This is a genomic window from Pseudomonas sp. Sample_24 (assembly GCF_004307605.1).
Lineage (GTDB): Bacteria > Pseudomonadota > Gammaproteobacteria > Pseudomonadales > Pseudomonadaceae > Aquipseudomonas.
This window is the reverse complement of sequence record NZ_RCNW01000538.1, coordinates 1-14,923: the sequence shown is the minus strand read 5'-3', so window position 1 is coordinate 14,923 and position 14,923 is coordinate 1. Positions and strand designations below refer to the sequence as shown.

The following is a 14,923-nucleotide window of genomic DNA, read 5'->3' as shown; positions in this document are numbered from 1 at the left end:
TTTTCAATAACGTCGATATCCGTATTCCCCGCGGCAAGGTCACCGGCATCATGGGACCTTCCGGGTGTGGCAAGACTACGCTGTTGCGGTTGATGGGCGCACAATTGCGGCCCAATAGCGGCGAAGTCTGGGTCAATGGGCAGAACCTGCCGACGTTGTCGCGCAGTGATCTGTTCGATGCCCGCAAGCACATGGGCGTGCTGTTCCAGAGTGGCGCACTGTTTACCGATCTCGATGTATTCGAGAACGTGGCTTTTCCACTGCGCGTTCACACCGAGCTGCCGGAAGAAATGATCCGGGATATCGTCCTGCTCAAATTGCAGGCCGTAGGTTTGCGCGGTGCCATCGACCTGATGCCCGACGAACTGTCCGGCGGCATGAAGCGTCGTGTCGCGCTGGCGCGGGCCATTGCGCTCGATCCCCAGATTCTCATGTATGACGAGCCCTTCGTTGGCCAGGACCCGATCGCCATGGGCGTATTGGTGCGCCTGATCCGCTTGCTCAATGATGCCTTGGGCATCACCAGTATCGTGGTTTCCCACGACCTGGCCGAAACCGCGAGCATTGCCGACTACATCTATGTAGTGGGCGACGGGCAGGTGCTGGGGCAGGGCACGCCGGACGAACTGATGAACTCGGACGACCCGCGCATCCGTCAATTCATGACCGGTGAACCCGATGGTCCGGTCGCGTACCACTTTCCAGCGACGGATTACCGCGCAGATCTTCTGGGGAAGCGTTGATGCGCAAGATTTCACTTTTAGAACGAGTGCGCCGGTTCGGCCATGCCGGCATCGATGTGCTGGCGGTGTTCGGGCGCTCGACGCTGTTTCTGTTTCACGCACTGCTGGGTCGCGGCGGTATCGGCGGCGGTTTCGGTCTGCTGGTCAAGCAACTGCATTCGGTAGGCGTGATGTCCCTGGTGATCATTGTGGTCTCCGGGGTGTTCATCGGTATGGTGCTGGCGCTGCAAGGCTTCAACATTCTGTCCAGCTACGGCTCGGAGCAAGCGGTAGGGCAGATGGTCGCGCTGACGCTTTTGCGTGAGCTGGGGCCGGTCGTGACCGCGTTGCTGTTTGCCGGGCGAGCCGGTTCGGCGCTGACAGCCGAGATCGGCAACATGAAATCCACCGAACAGCTTTCCAGCCTGGAAATGATCGGTGTCGACCCGCTCAAGTACATCATTGCCCCGCGCCTGTGGGCCGGCTTCATTTCCCTGCCGGTGCTGGCGATGATTTTCAGCGTGGTGGGCATCTGGGGTGGTTCGTGGGTGGCTGTCGACTGGCTGGGTGTCTACGAGGGCTCCTACTGGTCGAACATGCAGAACAGTGTGACCTTCACTGACGATGTGCTCAACGGCATCATCAAAAGCATCGTATTTGCCTTCGTCGTGACCTGGATCGCCGTATTCCAAGGCTATGACTGCGAGCCCACTTCCGAGGGAATCAGTCGCGCCACTACCAAGACCGTGGTCTATGCCTCGTTGGCAGTCCTCGGTCTGGACTTTATTCTGACCGCCTTGATGTTTGGAGATTTCTGATGCAAAACCGCACCCTGGAAATCGGTGTCGGCCTTTTCTTGCTGGCTGGCATCCTGGCTTTGTTGCTGCTGGCATTGCGGGTCAGTGGCCTGTCCCCGAGCCCGAGCACCGACACCTATAAACTTTATGCGTATTTCGACAATATCGCCGGTTTGACGGTCAGAGCTAAAGTGACCATGGCCGGTGTCACTATCGGCAAGGTCACAGCGATCGATCTGGACCGCGACAGTTTCACCGGTCGGGTGACCATGCAGCTGGAAAAGCGTGTAGATAATCTGCCGGCTGATTCCACTGCATCTATCCTGACCGCTGGCCTGTTGGGCGAGAAGTACATCGGTATCAGCGTGGGCGGGGAAGAAGCGTTGCTCAAGGATGGCGGGACCATCCATGACACGCAGTCGTCGCTGGTGCTCGAGGACCTGATCGGGAAGTTCCTTCTCAACACCGTTAGCAAAGACCCCAAATGAGGAATTTGTAAATGATCTCTACCTTGCGACGTGGCCTGTTGATATTGCTCGCGGCCGTGCCGTTGATGGCTAACGCCGTGGCGGCCCCTTCCGCGCATGACCTTGTCCAGGACACCACCAATCGGATGCTGGCCGACCTGGCCGCCAACAAAGAGAAATACAAGCAAGATCCGCAAGACTTCTATAACGCGCTGAACACTATTGTCGGGCCTGTTGTCGATGCCGAGGGCATCTCCAAAAGCATCATGACGGTCAAGTACTCGCGCAAAGCCACGCCTGCACAGATGAAGACCTTCGAAGAGAACTTCAAGAAAGGTCTGTTCCAGTTCTATGGCAACGCCTTGCTGGAGTACAACAACCAGGGCATCACCGTTGACGCTCCCAAGGAGGAGTCCGGGGACCGCACCAGTGTCGGCATGACGGTCAAGGGCAGCAGCGGTGCGATCTACCCAGTGTCCTACACCCTCGAAAAAATCAATGGCGAATGGAAACTGCGTAACGTCATCATCAACGGCATCAACATCGGCAAGCTGTTCCGCGATCAGTTCGCCGATGCAATGCAGCGCAATGGCAACGATCTGGACAAGACCATCAATGGTTGGGCCGGGGAAGTCGCCAAGGCCAAGGAAACTGCCGAACAATCGTCCGAGAAGCAAACTCAATGAGTGAGTCGGCAGTCCGGATGGACGAAGCCGGCGAGCTGCGGCTCAGCGGCGTGCTGGACTACCGCACCGGCCCGGCCTTGCGTCAGCAGGGGCAGGCGCTGATCAAGGCCAGCAAGGCGGCGACAGTGGTGGTCGATTGTTCGGCGGTAGAAAAATCCAGCAGCGTCGGTTTGTCGTTGCTGCTGTGTTTCATGCGCGACGCACAGGCTGCCGGCAAGGCGCTGAGCATCCGCGCAATGCCGGAAGACATGCGTGAAATCGCTCAGGTCAGCGAGCTGACCGAGCTGTTGGCGCATCCCTAACCCGCATCTATAAAGAAGCCCCCCGTCAGAGTCCTGCTCCGCGGGGTTCGCAGGCGCGGGGCTTTTTTGTATGATGTCCGACCCGCGCGCACAGGGCGCCGATTGAGGTTGAGCATGCAGGCCGTAGAAGTGAAGAGCTTCCTTGAAGGAAAGCTGCCAGGAACGCTGGTAGAAGTTGAGGGCGAAGGCTGCAACTTCCAGCTGAACGTGATCAGCGATGAACTGGCGGCGATGAGCCCGGTGAAGCGTCAGCAGCAGGTCTATGCCCATTTGAACCCATGGATCACCGATGGCAGCATCCATGCGGTCACTATGAAATTTTTCAGCAGCGCGGCCTGGGCCGAGCGCACCTGAGCCCAAGGGCGTCGAGATTCTTATGGATAAATTGATTATTACTGGCGGTGCTCGTCTTGACGGCGAAATCCGCATCTCCGGGGCAAAGAACTCTGCCCTGCCGATCCTGGCTGCCACGCTGCTGTGCGATGGCCCGGTCACTGTTGCCAACCTGCCGCACCTGCACGACATCACCACCATGATCGAGCTGTTCGGTCGCATGGGCATCGAGCCGGTGATCGACGAGAAGCTGGCAGTCGAGATCGACCCGCGCACCATCAAGACCCTGATCGCTCCGTACGAACTGGTTAAAACCATGCGTGCGTCGATTCTGGTACTGGGACCGATGGTTGCCCGTTTCGGCGAAGCCGAAGTTGCCCTGCCTGGCGGTTGCGCCATTGGCTCGCGTCCGGTTGACCTGCACATCCGTGGTCTTGAAGCCATGGGCGCGATCATCGACGTCGAAGGCGGCTACATCAAGGCCAAGGCGCCTGAAGGCGGTCTGCGCGGTGCGCACTTCTTCTTCGATACCGTCAGCGTGACCGGTACCGAGAACATCATGATGGCCGCCGCCCTGGCCAAGGGCCGCAGCGTTCTGGCCAACGCCGCGCGCGAGCCTGAAGTCGTCGACCTGGCAAACTTCCTGAATGCCATGGGTGCCAAGGTTTCCGGCGCCGGTACCGATACCATCACCATCGATGGCGTCGAGCGTCTGCACACCACCACTTACAAGGTGATGCCGGACCGTATCGAAACCGGTACTTACCTGGTTGCGGCTGCCGTGACCGGCGGGCGCGTGAAGGTCAAGGACACTGATCCGACCATCCTTGAAGCCGTGCTGGAAAAACTGCGCGAAGCGGGTGCCGAAATCACCTGCGGCGAAGACTGGATCGAGCTGAACATGCACGGCAAGCGGCCAAAAGCCGTCAACGTGCGGACCGCTCCGTACCCGGCGTTCCCGACCGACATGCAAGCGCAGTTCATCTCCCTCAACGCCATTGCCGAAGGCACTGGTGCGGTGATCGAGACGATCTTCGAAAACCGCTTCATGCACGTTTACGAACTGCACCGCATGGGCGCCAAGATCCAGGTCGAAGGCAACACCGCCATCGTCACCGGTACCGAAAAGCTCAAGGGCGCGCCAGTCATGGCTACCGACCTGCGCGCTTCGGCCAGCCTGGTGATCTCGGCACTGATTGCCGAAGGCGACACCCTCATCGATCGCATCTACCACATCGACCGTGGTTACGAGTGCATCGAAGAGAAACTGCAGATGCTGGGCGCCAAGATCCGTCGCGTTCCGGGCTAGTTCCTGCTGCAGGGGCATAAGGACATGCCCGTTGAATTGTTGAAGTCGAGCCGGTTTCCGGCTCGATGTGTGTCCGGCGCCGTTTGCGACCGGGCATGAGTACCTTGATAAGGACTGACGTTTCCCATGTTGACCATCGCACTGTCCAAGGGCCGCATCCTTGACGACACCCTGCCGCTTCTCGCTGAAGCGGGCATCGTGCCGACCGAGAATCCGGACAAGAGCCGCAAGCTGATCATTCCCACGACCCAGGAAGATGTACGCCTGCTGATCGTGCGTGCCACCGACGTGCCGACCTATGTCGAGCATGGTGCCGCCGACCTCGGTGTCGCCGGTAAAGACGTGCTGATGGAATACGGCGGCCAGGGCTTGTATGAGCCACTGGACCTGCAAATCGCCCAATGCAAGTTGATGACGGCTGGCAAGGTCGGCGCGGTCGAGCCCAAGGGCCGCCTGCGCATCGCCACCAAGTTCGTTAACGTTGCCAAGCGTTACTACGCCGAACAGGGTCGCCAGGTCGACATCATCAAGCTGTACGGTTCGATGGAACTGGCACCGCTGATCGGTCTTGCCGACAAGATCATCGACGTGGTCGACACCGGCAACACGCTGCGGGCCAATGGCCTGGAGCCACAGGATTTCATTGCGGCCATCAGCTCCCGTCTGATCGTCAACAAAGCTTCGATGAAAATGCAGCACGCCCGTATCCAGGCGTTGATCGACACCCTGCGCAAGGCAGTGGAGTCTCGACACCGCGGCTGATTCACCTGCGCGACGCTGAGTCGCGCCGTCTATCCGCCTCATAGCCAGAATTCTCAGGTGCCCAAGCGGATCGAATGTTAGCTTCGGGCGCCTGAGTTTTTTGCCATTCCTATGAGGCTCTCGCTATGACCGCACCGACTGCAATTCGCCGACTCAACGCTGCTGACCCGGATTTCGCGCATCATCTGGATCATCTGCTGAGCTGGGAAAGTGTGTCTGACGACTCGGTCAATCAGCGAGTGCTGGACATCATCAAGGCTGTGCGCGAGCGCGGTGACGCGGCGCTGGTGGACTTTACCCGCCAGTTCGACGGTTTGGACGTCAAGTCCATGGCCGATCTGATCCTGCCACGTGAGCGCCTCGAACTGGCATTGACCCGCATCTCCGTGGCGCAGCGCGAAGCGCTCGAAGTCGCTGCCGCCCGTGTGCGCAGTTACCACGAAAAGCAGAAACAGGACTCCTGGAGCTATACCGAGGCCGACGGCACGGTGCTGGGCCAGAAAGTCACGCCGCTGGATCGCGCTGGCCTCTACGTGCCGGGCGGCAAGGCTTCTTACCCATCGTCGGTGCTGATGAACGCAATTCCGGCCAAGGTTGCCGGCGTGACCGAAGTGGTCATGGTGGTGCCAACCCCGCGTGGTGAGATCAACGAACTGGTGCTGGCCGCTGCCTGCATCGCCGGGGTCGACCGGGTCTTCACCATCGGCGGTGCGCAAGCCGTTGCGGCATTGGCCTACGGCACCGAAAGCGTGCCGAAGGTCGACAAGGTGGTCGGCCCGGGCAACATCTACGTCGCCACCGCCAAGCGCCACGTGTTCGGCCAGGTCGGTATCGACATGATCGCCGGTCCGTCGGAAATTCTTGTGGTGTGCGACGGTCAGACCGATTCGGACTGGATCGCCATGGACCTGTTCTCCCAGGCCGAGCACGACGAAGACGCCCAGGCGATTCTGGTCAGCCCGGATGCCGAGTTTCTCGACAAGGTCGCGGCCAGCATCGCCAAGCTGATGCCGACCATGGAACGCGCCACGATCATCGAAACCTCGATCAATGGCCGTGGTGCGTTGATCAAGGTGCGCGACATGGAACAAGCCATGGAAGTGGCCAACCGTATCGCGCCGGAGCACCTGGAGCTGTCGGTTGCCGATCCACAAGCCTGGTTGCCGCAGATTCGTCACGCCGGAGCGATTTTCATGGGCCGTCACACGTCCGAAGCGCTGGGCGATTACTGCGCCGGCCCGAACCACGTGCTGCCGACTTCCGGTACTGCGCGCTTCTCGTCGCCGCTGGGTGTGTATGACTTCCAGAAACGTTCGTCGATCATCTTCTGCTCAGAACAGGGTGCTTCGGAACTCGGTAAAACCGCTTCCGTGCTGGCTCGTGGCGAGTCGCTGACCGCGCACGCCCGTAGCGCCGAATACCGCATCGTTGACGACAAGAAGGGGAACTGAGATGAGTAAATTCTGGAGCCCGTTCGTCAAGAATCTGGTGCCTTACGTGCCGGGCGAACAGCCAAAACTGGCGAAGCTGGTGAAGCTCAACACCAACGAAAACCCGTACGGTCCATCGCCCAAAGCCCTGGCAGCGATGCAGGCTGAGCTGAACGACAACCTGCGCCTGTACCCGGACCCCAACAGCGATCTGTTGAAGAATGCCGTGGCCAAATACTACGGCGTGCAGAGCAATCAGGTGTTTCTCGGTAACGGTTCCGATGAAGTGCTGGCGCACATCTTCCACGGTCTGCTGCAACACGATCAGCCATTGCTGTTCCCTGATATCAGCTACAGCTTTTACCCGGTCTACTGCGGGTTGTACGGCATCACGTTCGACGCCGTACCGCTGGACGAACAGTTCCGGATCAACCCGGCGGACTATGCCAAACCGAACGGCGGTATCATCTTCCCCAACCCGAACGCGCCGACCGGTTGCCTGCTGGCACTTGAAGCGGTCGAGCAGATTCTGAAGGCGAATCCGGATTCGGTGGTGGTGGTCGATGAGGCGTACATCGACTTCGGCGGTGAAACCGCGATTGCGCTGGTGGACCGCTATCCAAATCTGCTGGTGACCCAGACCCTGTCCAAGTCCCGTTCCCTGGCGGGACTGCGGGTGGGTCTGGCAGTCGGCCATCCGGACCTGATCGAGGCGCTGGAGCGGATCAAGAACAGTTTCAACTCTTATCCGCTGGATCGCATGGCCAATGTCGGCGCTGCCGCCGCATTCGAGGACCGCGAGTATTTCGACAAGACGTGCCGATTGGTGATCGAGAATCGCCAGAAGGTTGTTGCGCAGTTGGAGGAGAAGGGTTTTGAGGTGCTGCCATCGGCGGCCAACTTCATTTTTGCCCGTCACCCGCAGCACGATGCGGCAGGGCTTGCGGCGAAGTTGCGTGAGCAAGGCGTGATCGTTCGGCACTTCAAGCAGCAGCGGATTGCGCAGTTCCTGCGGATCAGCATCGGTACGCCAGAGCAGAACCAGGCGCTGATCGACGGTTTAGGCAATCTCTAAACCGGCCCGGAATCTGTAGGAGCGAGGCTTGCCCGCGAAAAAGGACGACTCGGTAAAAAACGAATACCGAGCCATCGTCTTTCGCGTGCAAGCCTCGCTCTTCACTTAAGAGAACGTCAGCTCCCTCGCCACGGGTACAGTGTTCGTCCTTAAGTGAACAGCATTTCGCTCCTACAAGGTTTTATGGGTTACTCGTGATGCGGCTCGCCTAGGAACGTCAGCGAGCTGAACAGCCCGCGACTGTTCACGTCAGGGCTGTCTTTTACCGGCACTTCCATCTGCGCCGAAATCACGTTCAAGCCTTCATTGCGCACCACCACGTGTGCCCGACCCTGTGCATCGGTTTCGGTGCTCAAGGTATTCGGTGCGTTGCGATAGTCCCCCACCAACTTCACGCCCGCCGCCGGTTTGCCATCCAGCAATACTCGCACCGGCAATGATCCGCCCGGCCCTACAGTCAGCGGATCGACCTCAGGCAGAATCAGCAATTTCAGTTGATCAAGTTTGGGCAACTTCGCCCCCGGCTGATAAATCGCCAGGCTGTACTTGAACGTCTGGGTCGCCTCGATCGCCCCCGGTACCTTGCTGCGGCCTTCGTTGATCCATTTCTTGTCGCTGGTCTGCGACCACATGCCATTGTCGAGCGCCACCGCCATCACGGCGGGTGGTTTAAGTGGTTGCAGGCGTGCGTGATCGGGCAGCCGCTGTACCGTCACCGGAATCATTTTTCCATGGCCGTCATAAGCCCAGGCGCCGCTGATTTTTTGTGCCTTGAAAGCATTGTCTTCGGCGCCGTGACCGTAAATGACCTCGATGTTGCCTCGACGTTGTTCGGTCCACAGGCCGTGGGCCGAGACTTCTGTGGCAAACAGCAAGCCGAGCAGTGCCAGGGGTTTGAGTGGGTGCATGGGGACTTCCTTTTACAGAGTGAGTGTCAGGCTGACAGTGAAATTGCGCGGCTCGCCGGGGTTGACCCAGTAGTTGCTGTAGGAGCGCTCGAAGTATTTCTCGTCGAAAAGGTTGTTCAGGTTCAGGCCCAGCGTGACGTTGTCGCTGGCCTTGTAATGGGCCAGCAGGTCGACGGTGTGGTAGGCAGGTAGTTCAAAGTCGCTGCCGGCTTCACCCGAGCGATCACCGACGTAAGTGAACGCGGCGCCAACGTCCGAACCGCGCAGTCGACCGTCCTGGAACTCATAAACCCCCAACAGACTGCCACTGCGTTTGGCCACGCCGAGAATGCGGCTGCCGGTGGGAATGACCTTGTCGCCTTCAGTGACTTCAGCATCGATGTAGGCGAAGGCGCCGATCAGCCGGACAGCGTCGGTGACTTGCCCGGTCACTTGCAGATCTATTCCCTGGCTGCGTGCCTTGCCCATGGCGCGGCTGGTATCTGTAGCCGGGTCGAGGGCGAGGACGTTTTCTTTTTCGATATGGAAAGCGGCAAGGGTGCTGCTCAAACGGTCATCGAACAGCTCACTCTTGATCCCGATCTCGTAGCCGATGCCTTCTTCCGGGTCGAAGGATTTACCGGTCGCGTCCAGGCCATTGTTCGGTTTGAACGAAGTGGAGGCGTTGGCGAACAGGCCGACCTCAGGCGTCAGTTGGTACAGCAAGCCGGCCCTTTGGGTCAGCGCGTCGTGAGTCTGGTTGCTGGTGGCGCCACGGGTGCGATCGTCGATGCGTTGCTCGAAGTGTTCGAACCGCACACCGAGCAGCCCGTGCAGTTTGTCGTTGAAAATGATCTGGTCCTGCAGGTTCAGTGCATGGCTCTCGACATGCTCGAAGAAGTCCGTACCGGAACGTGCGCCGTTGGGTTTTGGCTGACCGTAGACCGGTTGGTAGATATCGATGGCGTAGGGGCTGCCGGCAATGGTCGTCACCCGCTCGTTCTTGCGAAAATTCTCGTATTCGCTGCCGATCAACAATTCGTGCTGCAAGTGGCCGGTGTCGAAAAAGCCGCGCAGTTCGAGTTGGGTAATGCTGTCGTGCCAATTGTTGTCACGTTCTCGATAACGGCGGTTGACGGTATGGCCGTCGGCATTCAGCGGGCGCGCCTCCGAGGCGAAGCCCCAGAGTTTGCCTTGCTTGTAATGGCTGGCCAGGCGCAATTTCCAGGTGTCGTTGAGCTGATGCTCGAGGGCGGCCTGCAGCTGATTGTTGTGGTTGTCGATGTCGCCATCGTCGGGTTCGCCGAGGAAGGTCGAACGGGATACGCCACTCCAGGTGTTGTCGGGTGCGACGATGCCGCGATCGAAGGTCGAGCTGTGACGAACGAATTCACTCTCTACCAGCAGGCTGGTGTCCGGGTTCAGTTGCCAACTGAAGGAAGGCGCGACAAACACCCGCTGGCTGTCGACGTGATCGCGAAAGCTGTGGTTGTCCTCGACGGCCAGATTCACCCGCGACAGCACGTTGCCCTGGTCATCGAGTGGCGTGTTGACGTCCAGCGCCGTGCGATAACGATCCCAACTGCCCGCGCTGGTGTGCAGGGTCGCGAAGGCTTCGGGCTGAGGTTTCTTGGTGACGATGTTCACCGTGCCACCCGGATCACCTCGCCCATACAAGCTGGCGGCGGGGCCTTTAAGCACTTCGATGCGCTCGATGTTCGCCACATCCGGCGAGCTCGGGTAGCCACGGTTGGCGCTGAAACCGTCCTTGTAGAACTCCGATGTGGTGAAGCCGCGCACGCTGTATTCGTACAGCGTCAGGCCACCGAAGTTGTTCTGCCTGGAAACCCCGCCGGCGAAGTCCAGTGCGCGCTCAACGTGGGTACTGCCTAGATCGTCGAGCACGCTGACGGGGACCACGCTGATCGATTGCGGGATGTCGCGGATGGCGGTATCGGTCTTGGTCGCGCTGGCAGAGCGGGTGGCGCGGTAGCCAGCGACAGGCCCGGTGGGGGATTCGTAGTCGGAAGTGACGCTGATGGCGTCCAGTTCCAATGCCTGGGATTGTTCGGCGAAGACCGGTTCACCCAGCAGCCCGAGGGCAAGACTTGCCACGCAGGACTTTGTTCGAGACGACATGTTATGTTGTTCCAATTGCTAGAATTGAAACAATATAACATGTCCGATGAGAATGTCTTCCATTGACCCGAATTGATCGGGCCTGGCTTATTTCTCTTCTTTTTCTTTCACCGGCGCCGGCGGCGGACGCAAACCGATTTCTGCCGTCAGTTTGATTTCCTTGCCGTTACGCATGACTTGAATCGTGACCTTGTCAGTCGGTTTGATCCGCGCGACCTGGTTCATCGAGCGGCGGCCATCACCCGCAGGTTCGCCATCGATGGCAAGAATCACGTCGCCCAGTTGCAGTCCGGCTTTCTGCGCCGGGCCGTCACGGAAAATCCCGGCCACGACAATGCCCGGGCGCCCCGAAAGACCGAACGATTCCGCCAGCTCCTGGGACAACGGTTGTACTTCAATACCCAGCCAGCCACGAATAACCTGGCCGTGCTCGATGATCGATTTCATCACTTCCATCGCCAGTTTCACCGGAATCGCAAAGCCGATGCCTTGAGAGCCGCCGGACTTGGAGAAGATCGCCGTGTTGATACCGGTCAGGTTGCCGTTGGCATCTACCAGCGCACCACCGGAGTTGCCGGGGTTGATCGCGGCATCGGTTTGAATGAAGTCTTCGTAGTTGTTCAGGCCCAATTGATTGCGCCCGGTGGCGCTGATGATGCCCATGGTCACGGTCTGGCCGACGCCGAACGGGTTGCCGATGGCCAGCGCGACGTCGCCGATGCGGATGTTGTCCGAGCGGCCGACAGTGATCGAAGGCAGGTTTTTCAAGTCGATCTTCAGCACCGCGAGGTCGGTTTCCGGATCGCTGCCGATCACGCGAGCCAGGGTTTCACGCCCATCCTTGAGCGCCACGACGATTTGATCGGCACCGGTGGTCACGTGGTTGTTGGTCAGGATGTAACCTTCCGGGCTCATGATCACGCCGGAACCGAGGCTCGATTCCATACGTTTCTGCTTGGGCGAGTTGTCGCCGAAGAAGCGCCGGAACTGCGGATCCTCGAACAGCGGATGGCTGGGTTTGTTGATGACCTTGGTGGTGTACAGGTTCACCACCGATGGCGCGGCGGTGGTTACCGCGTCGGAATAGGAGACCGGGCCTTCTTTCATGCTGGTGGTTTGCGGCGCTTGCTGCAGGTTGACGTCGAGGCTTGGAAGCCCGACCCACTGCGGGTAACGCTGGATGATTAACAGAGCGACAAGCACGCCGGCCAACAGCGGCCAGCCGGAAAAACGCAGCGCCTTGAGCATTAAGCACGTCCTGAGAGAGTTGCAGGCGGAATGAGACCGCTCATAATGACGCGCATTATACGAGGCCGCGCGTGCCTCTGAACGGGATATTTAGGAGTCTTTTATGGCCGTCGCCCTGAGCACCCTGGTCGAAGAAGCCGACCGTTACCTCGCCAGTTCGAAAATTGCCGATTACTGCCCCAATGGCCTGCAGGTCGAAGGCCGGCCGCAGGTGATGCGCATCGTCAGTGGCGTCACCGCCAGCCAGGCCTTGCTCGATGCCGCCGTGCAAGCCAATGCCGATCTGGTGCTGGTGCACCACGGATATTTCTGGAAGGGCGAAAATCCGTGCATCACCGGCATGAAGCAGCGCCGCTTGAAAACCTTGCTCAAGCACGACATCAGCCTGCTGTCGTATCACCTGCCGCTGGACCTGCACCCGGAGGTTGGCAATAACGTACAACTGGCGCGGCAGCTGGACATTACTGTCGAAGGTCCGCTGGACCCGGATAACCTGAAGATCGTCGGGCTGGTCGGTTCATTGAACGAGCCGGCGACCCCTCGCGATTTCGCCCGCCGTGTGCAGGAAGTCATGGGCCGCGAACCGCTGCTGATCGAAGGCAGCAACATGATCCGCCGAGTCGGCTGGTGCACCGGTGGTGGCCAGGGCTATATCGATCAAGCCGTGTTGGCGGGCGTCGACCTGTACCTCAGCGGCGAAGCGTCGGAGCAGACCTTCCACAGCGCCCGGGAAAACGACATCAGTTTCATTGCAGCCGGTCACCACGCCACCGAGCGTTATGGCGTGCAGGCCTTGGGCGATTACCTGGCAAGGCGCTTTGCCCTCGAGCACATCTTCATCGATTGCCCGAATCCCATCTGACAACACCCTCCCTTTGTAGGAGCGAGGCTTGCCCGCGAAGAAGATAACGGGGTGTACCTGACCAAATCGCGTTATCGTTTTTCGCGGGCAAGCCTCGCTCCTACGGGAGCTTGGCCCAAACAGGCAGGCATATTCATATGCTCTTTCGATCTAGTTGGCGTCCTGATTAGAAGAGGTCGCTGTGCTAGGATTCCTCGCTCGAACACGGCCCGCTGGCCGTTCATAAGAAAGATTTCGTGAGTAGCCATGGTCGACAAACTGACGCATCTGAAACAGCTGGAGGCGGAAAGCATCCACATCATCCGCGAGGTGGCCGCCGAGTTCGATAACCCGGTGATGCTGTACTCCATCGGTAAAGACTCCGCCGTGATGCTGCACCTGGCACGCAAGGCGTTCTTCCCGGGCAAATTGCCGTTTCCGGTGATGCACGTCGACACCCGCTGGAAATTCCAGGAGATGTACAAGTTCCGCGACAAGATGGTCGCTGAGCTGGGCCTGGACCTGATCACCCACGTCAACCCTGATGGCGTGGCGCAGGGCATCAACCCGTTCACCCACGGCAGTGCCAAGCACACCGACATCATGAAGACCGAAGGCCTGAAACAGGCTCTGGACAAGTATGGTTTCGATGCCGCTTTCGGCGGTGCCCGCCGCGATGAAGAGAAATCCCGCGCCAAAGAGCGCGTGTACTCGTTCCGCGACAGCAAGCACCGCTGGGATCCGAAGAACCAGCGTCCCGAGCTGTGGAACGTCTACAACGGCAAGGTCAACAAAGGCGAATCGATCCGCGTGTTCCCGCTGTCGAACTGGACCGAACTGGACATCTGGCAGTACATCTACCTTGAAGGCATCCCGATCGTCCCGCTGTACTTCGCCGCCGAGCGTGAAGTCATCGAGAAGAACGGCACGCTGATCATGATCGACGATGAGCGCATCCTCGAACACCTGAGCGATGAAGACAAAGCGCGCATCGTCAAAAAGAAAGTGCGTTTCCGCACCCTTGGCTGCTACCCGTTGACGGGCGCGGTGGAGTCCGAGGCCGAAAGCCTTACGGACATCATTCAGGAAATGCTCCTGACGCGAACTTCCGAGCGCCAGGGCCGTGTCATCGACCACGATGGCGCAGGCTCCATGGAAGACAAAAAACGTCAGGGTTATTTCTAAGGGGTTGTTATGTCGCACGCATCTGATTTGATCAGCGAGGACATCCTCGCCTACCTGGGCCAGCACGAACGTAAAGAGCTGCTGCGCTTTTTGACCTGCGGTAACGTCGACGACGGCAAGAGCACCCTGATCGGGCGCCTGCTGCACGACTCCAAGATGATCTACGAAGATCACCTGGAAGCCATTACCCGCGACTCGAAAAAAGTCGGCACCACCGGTGAAGACATCGACCTGGCGTTGCTGGTCGATGGCTTGCAGGCCGAGCGTGAGCAGGGCATCACCATCGATGTCGCCTACCGCTATTTCTCCACCGCCAAGCGCAAATTCATCATCGCCGACACCCCCGGCCATGAGCAGTACACCCGCAACATGGCCACCGGTGCTTCCACCTGTGACCTGGCGATCATCCTGGTCGATGCCCGTTACGGCGTGCAGACCCAGACCCGCCGCCACAGCTTCATCGCCTCGTTGCTGGGCATCAAGCACATCGTCGTCGCCATCAACAAGATGGACCTCAAGGGCTTCGATCAGGACGTGTTCGAGTCGATCAAGGCCGACTACCTGAAGTTCGCCGAAGGCCTGAAGCTCAAGCCGACCAGCATGCACTTCGTGCCGATGTCGGCATTGAAGGGCGACAACGTGGTGAACAAATCCGAGCGCTCGCCGTGGTACACCGGCCAGTCGTTGATGGAAATTCTCGAGACCGTGGAAGTGGCGGGCGACCGCAACTTCACCGATCT

The 14,923-nt window shown here is 59.3% G+C and carries 16 protein-coding genes; 13 read left to right on the top strand and 3 right to left on the bottom strand.

Annotated features, from left to right (window positions below; all coding sequences use genetic code 11):
* The 10 genes from D8V06_RS30130 to hisC all read left to right on the top strand — a co-directional run.
* Nucleotides 1-743, top strand: a 743-nt coding sequence (locus D8V06_RS30130; RefSeq protein WP_130932406.1) for an ATP-binding cassette domain-containing protein, incomplete at its 5' end; no start/stop codon positions are given.
* Entirely contained in the window at nucleotides 743-1,540 is a 798-nt protein-coding gene (gene mlaE, locus D8V06_RS30125) for a lipid asymmetry maintenance ABC transporter permease subunit MlaE (protein WP_056855034.1), read from the top strand. The genes D8V06_RS30130 and mlaE, both read left to right, overlap by 1 nt.
* A complete protein-coding gene (gene mlaD / locus D8V06_RS30120) occupies nucleotides 1,540-2,007 on the top strand; it encodes an outer membrane lipid asymmetry maintenance protein MlaD (RefSeq protein ID WP_056855035.1) in 468 nt (155 codons plus the stop codon). The genes mlaE and mlaD overlap by 1 nt, the downstream gene beginning before the upstream one ends.
* Before the next feature lie 11 nt (nucleotides 2,008-2,018).
* Nucleotides 2,019-2,672: an ABC transporter substrate-binding protein gene (locus D8V06_RS30115; RefSeq protein ID WP_056855036.1), complete on the top strand. Its 654-nt coding sequence runs from the start codon at nucleotides 2,019-2,021 to the stop codon at nucleotides 2,670-2,672.
* The gene (locus D8V06_RS30110) at nucleotides 2,669-2,974 is read left to right on the top strand and encodes an STAS domain-containing protein (protein WP_056855037.1); all 306 of its coding nucleotides are present in this window, start codon (nucleotides 2,669-2,671) and stop codon (nucleotides 2,972-2,974) included. The genes D8V06_RS30115 and D8V06_RS30110 overlap by 4 nt, the downstream gene beginning before the upstream one ends.
* A gap of 114 nt (nucleotides 2,975-3,088) precedes the next feature.
* The gene (locus D8V06_RS30105; protein ID WP_130932405.1) at nucleotides 3,089-3,328 is read left to right on the top strand and encodes a BolA family protein; all 240 of its coding nucleotides are present in this window, start codon (nucleotides 3,089-3,091) and stop codon (nucleotides 3,326-3,328) included.
* Nucleotides 3,329-3,350: 22 nt separating this feature from the next.
* The gene (gene murA / locus D8V06_RS30100) at nucleotides 3,351-4,616 is read left to right on the top strand and encodes a UDP-N-acetylglucosamine 1-carboxyvinyltransferase (RefSeq protein WP_056855038.1); all 1,266 of its coding nucleotides are present in this window, start codon (nucleotides 3,351-3,353) and stop codon (nucleotides 4,614-4,616) included.
* Between the two features lie 126 nt (nucleotides 4,617-4,742).
* Nucleotides 4,743-5,378, top strand: coding sequence for an ATP phosphoribosyltransferase (hisG, locus tag D8V06_RS30095; protein WP_008018703.1), 636 nt, complete (start codon nucleotides 4,743-4,745; stop codon nucleotides 5,376-5,378).
* Nucleotides 5,379-5,503: 125 nt separating this feature from the next.
* Entirely contained in the window at nucleotides 5,504-6,829 is a 1,326-nt protein-coding gene (gene hisD / locus D8V06_RS30090) for a histidinol dehydrogenase (RefSeq protein WP_130932404.1), read from the top strand.
* Between the two features lies 1 nt (nucleotide 6,830).
* Nucleotides 6,831-7,883, top strand: a complete 1,053-nt coding sequence (gene hisC / locus D8V06_RS30085) for a histidinol-phosphate transaminase (RefSeq protein ID WP_130932403.1) — start codon at nucleotides 6,831-6,833, stop codon at nucleotides 7,881-7,883.
* 188 nt (nucleotides 7,884-8,071) lie between these two features.
* Here hisC and D8V06_RS30080 read toward each other — a convergent pair whose 3' ends face one another.
* The 3 genes from D8V06_RS30080 to algW form a co-directional block, all read right to left on the bottom strand.
* Nucleotides 8,072-8,791, bottom strand: coding sequence for a DUF4198 domain-containing protein (locus tag D8V06_RS30080; RefSeq protein WP_130932402.1), 720 nt, complete (start codon nucleotides 8,789-8,791; stop codon nucleotides 8,072-8,074).
* Between the two features lie 12 nt (nucleotides 8,792-8,803).
* Nucleotides 8,804-10,909 (bottom strand): TonB-dependent siderophore receptor, encoded by a 2,106-nt coding sequence (locus D8V06_RS30075; RefSeq protein ID WP_130932401.1) that lies wholly within the window; start codon nucleotides 10,907-10,909, stop codon nucleotides 8,804-8,806.
* Nucleotides 10,910-10,996: 87 nt separating this feature from the next.
* Nucleotides 10,997-12,157 (bottom strand): Do family serine endopeptidase AlgW, encoded by a 1,161-nt coding sequence (gene algW, locus D8V06_RS30070; RefSeq protein WP_056855043.1) that lies wholly within the window; start codon nucleotides 12,155-12,157, stop codon nucleotides 10,997-10,999.
* A gap of 103 nt (nucleotides 12,158-12,260) precedes the next feature.
* On the opposite strand from algW, the gene D8V06_RS30065 reads away from it, so the two are divergent.
* The 3 genes from D8V06_RS30065 to D8V06_RS30055 all read left to right on the top strand — a co-directional run.
* Entirely contained in the window at nucleotides 12,261-13,019 is a 759-nt protein-coding gene (locus tag D8V06_RS30065; RefSeq protein ID WP_056855044.1) for a Nif3-like dinuclear metal center hexameric protein, read from the top strand.
* Between the two features lie 246 nt (nucleotides 13,020-13,265).
* Nucleotides 13,266-14,183 (top strand): sulfate adenylyltransferase subunit CysD, encoded by a 918-nt coding sequence (gene cysD, locus D8V06_RS30060; protein ID WP_034147080.1) that lies wholly within the window; start codon nucleotides 13,266-13,268, stop codon nucleotides 14,181-14,183.
* A gap of 9 nt (nucleotides 14,184-14,192) precedes the next feature.
* Nucleotides 14,193-14,923, top strand: a 731-nt coding sequence (locus D8V06_RS30055) for a GTP-binding protein (RefSeq protein ID WP_130932400.1), incomplete at its 3' end; no start/stop codon positions are given.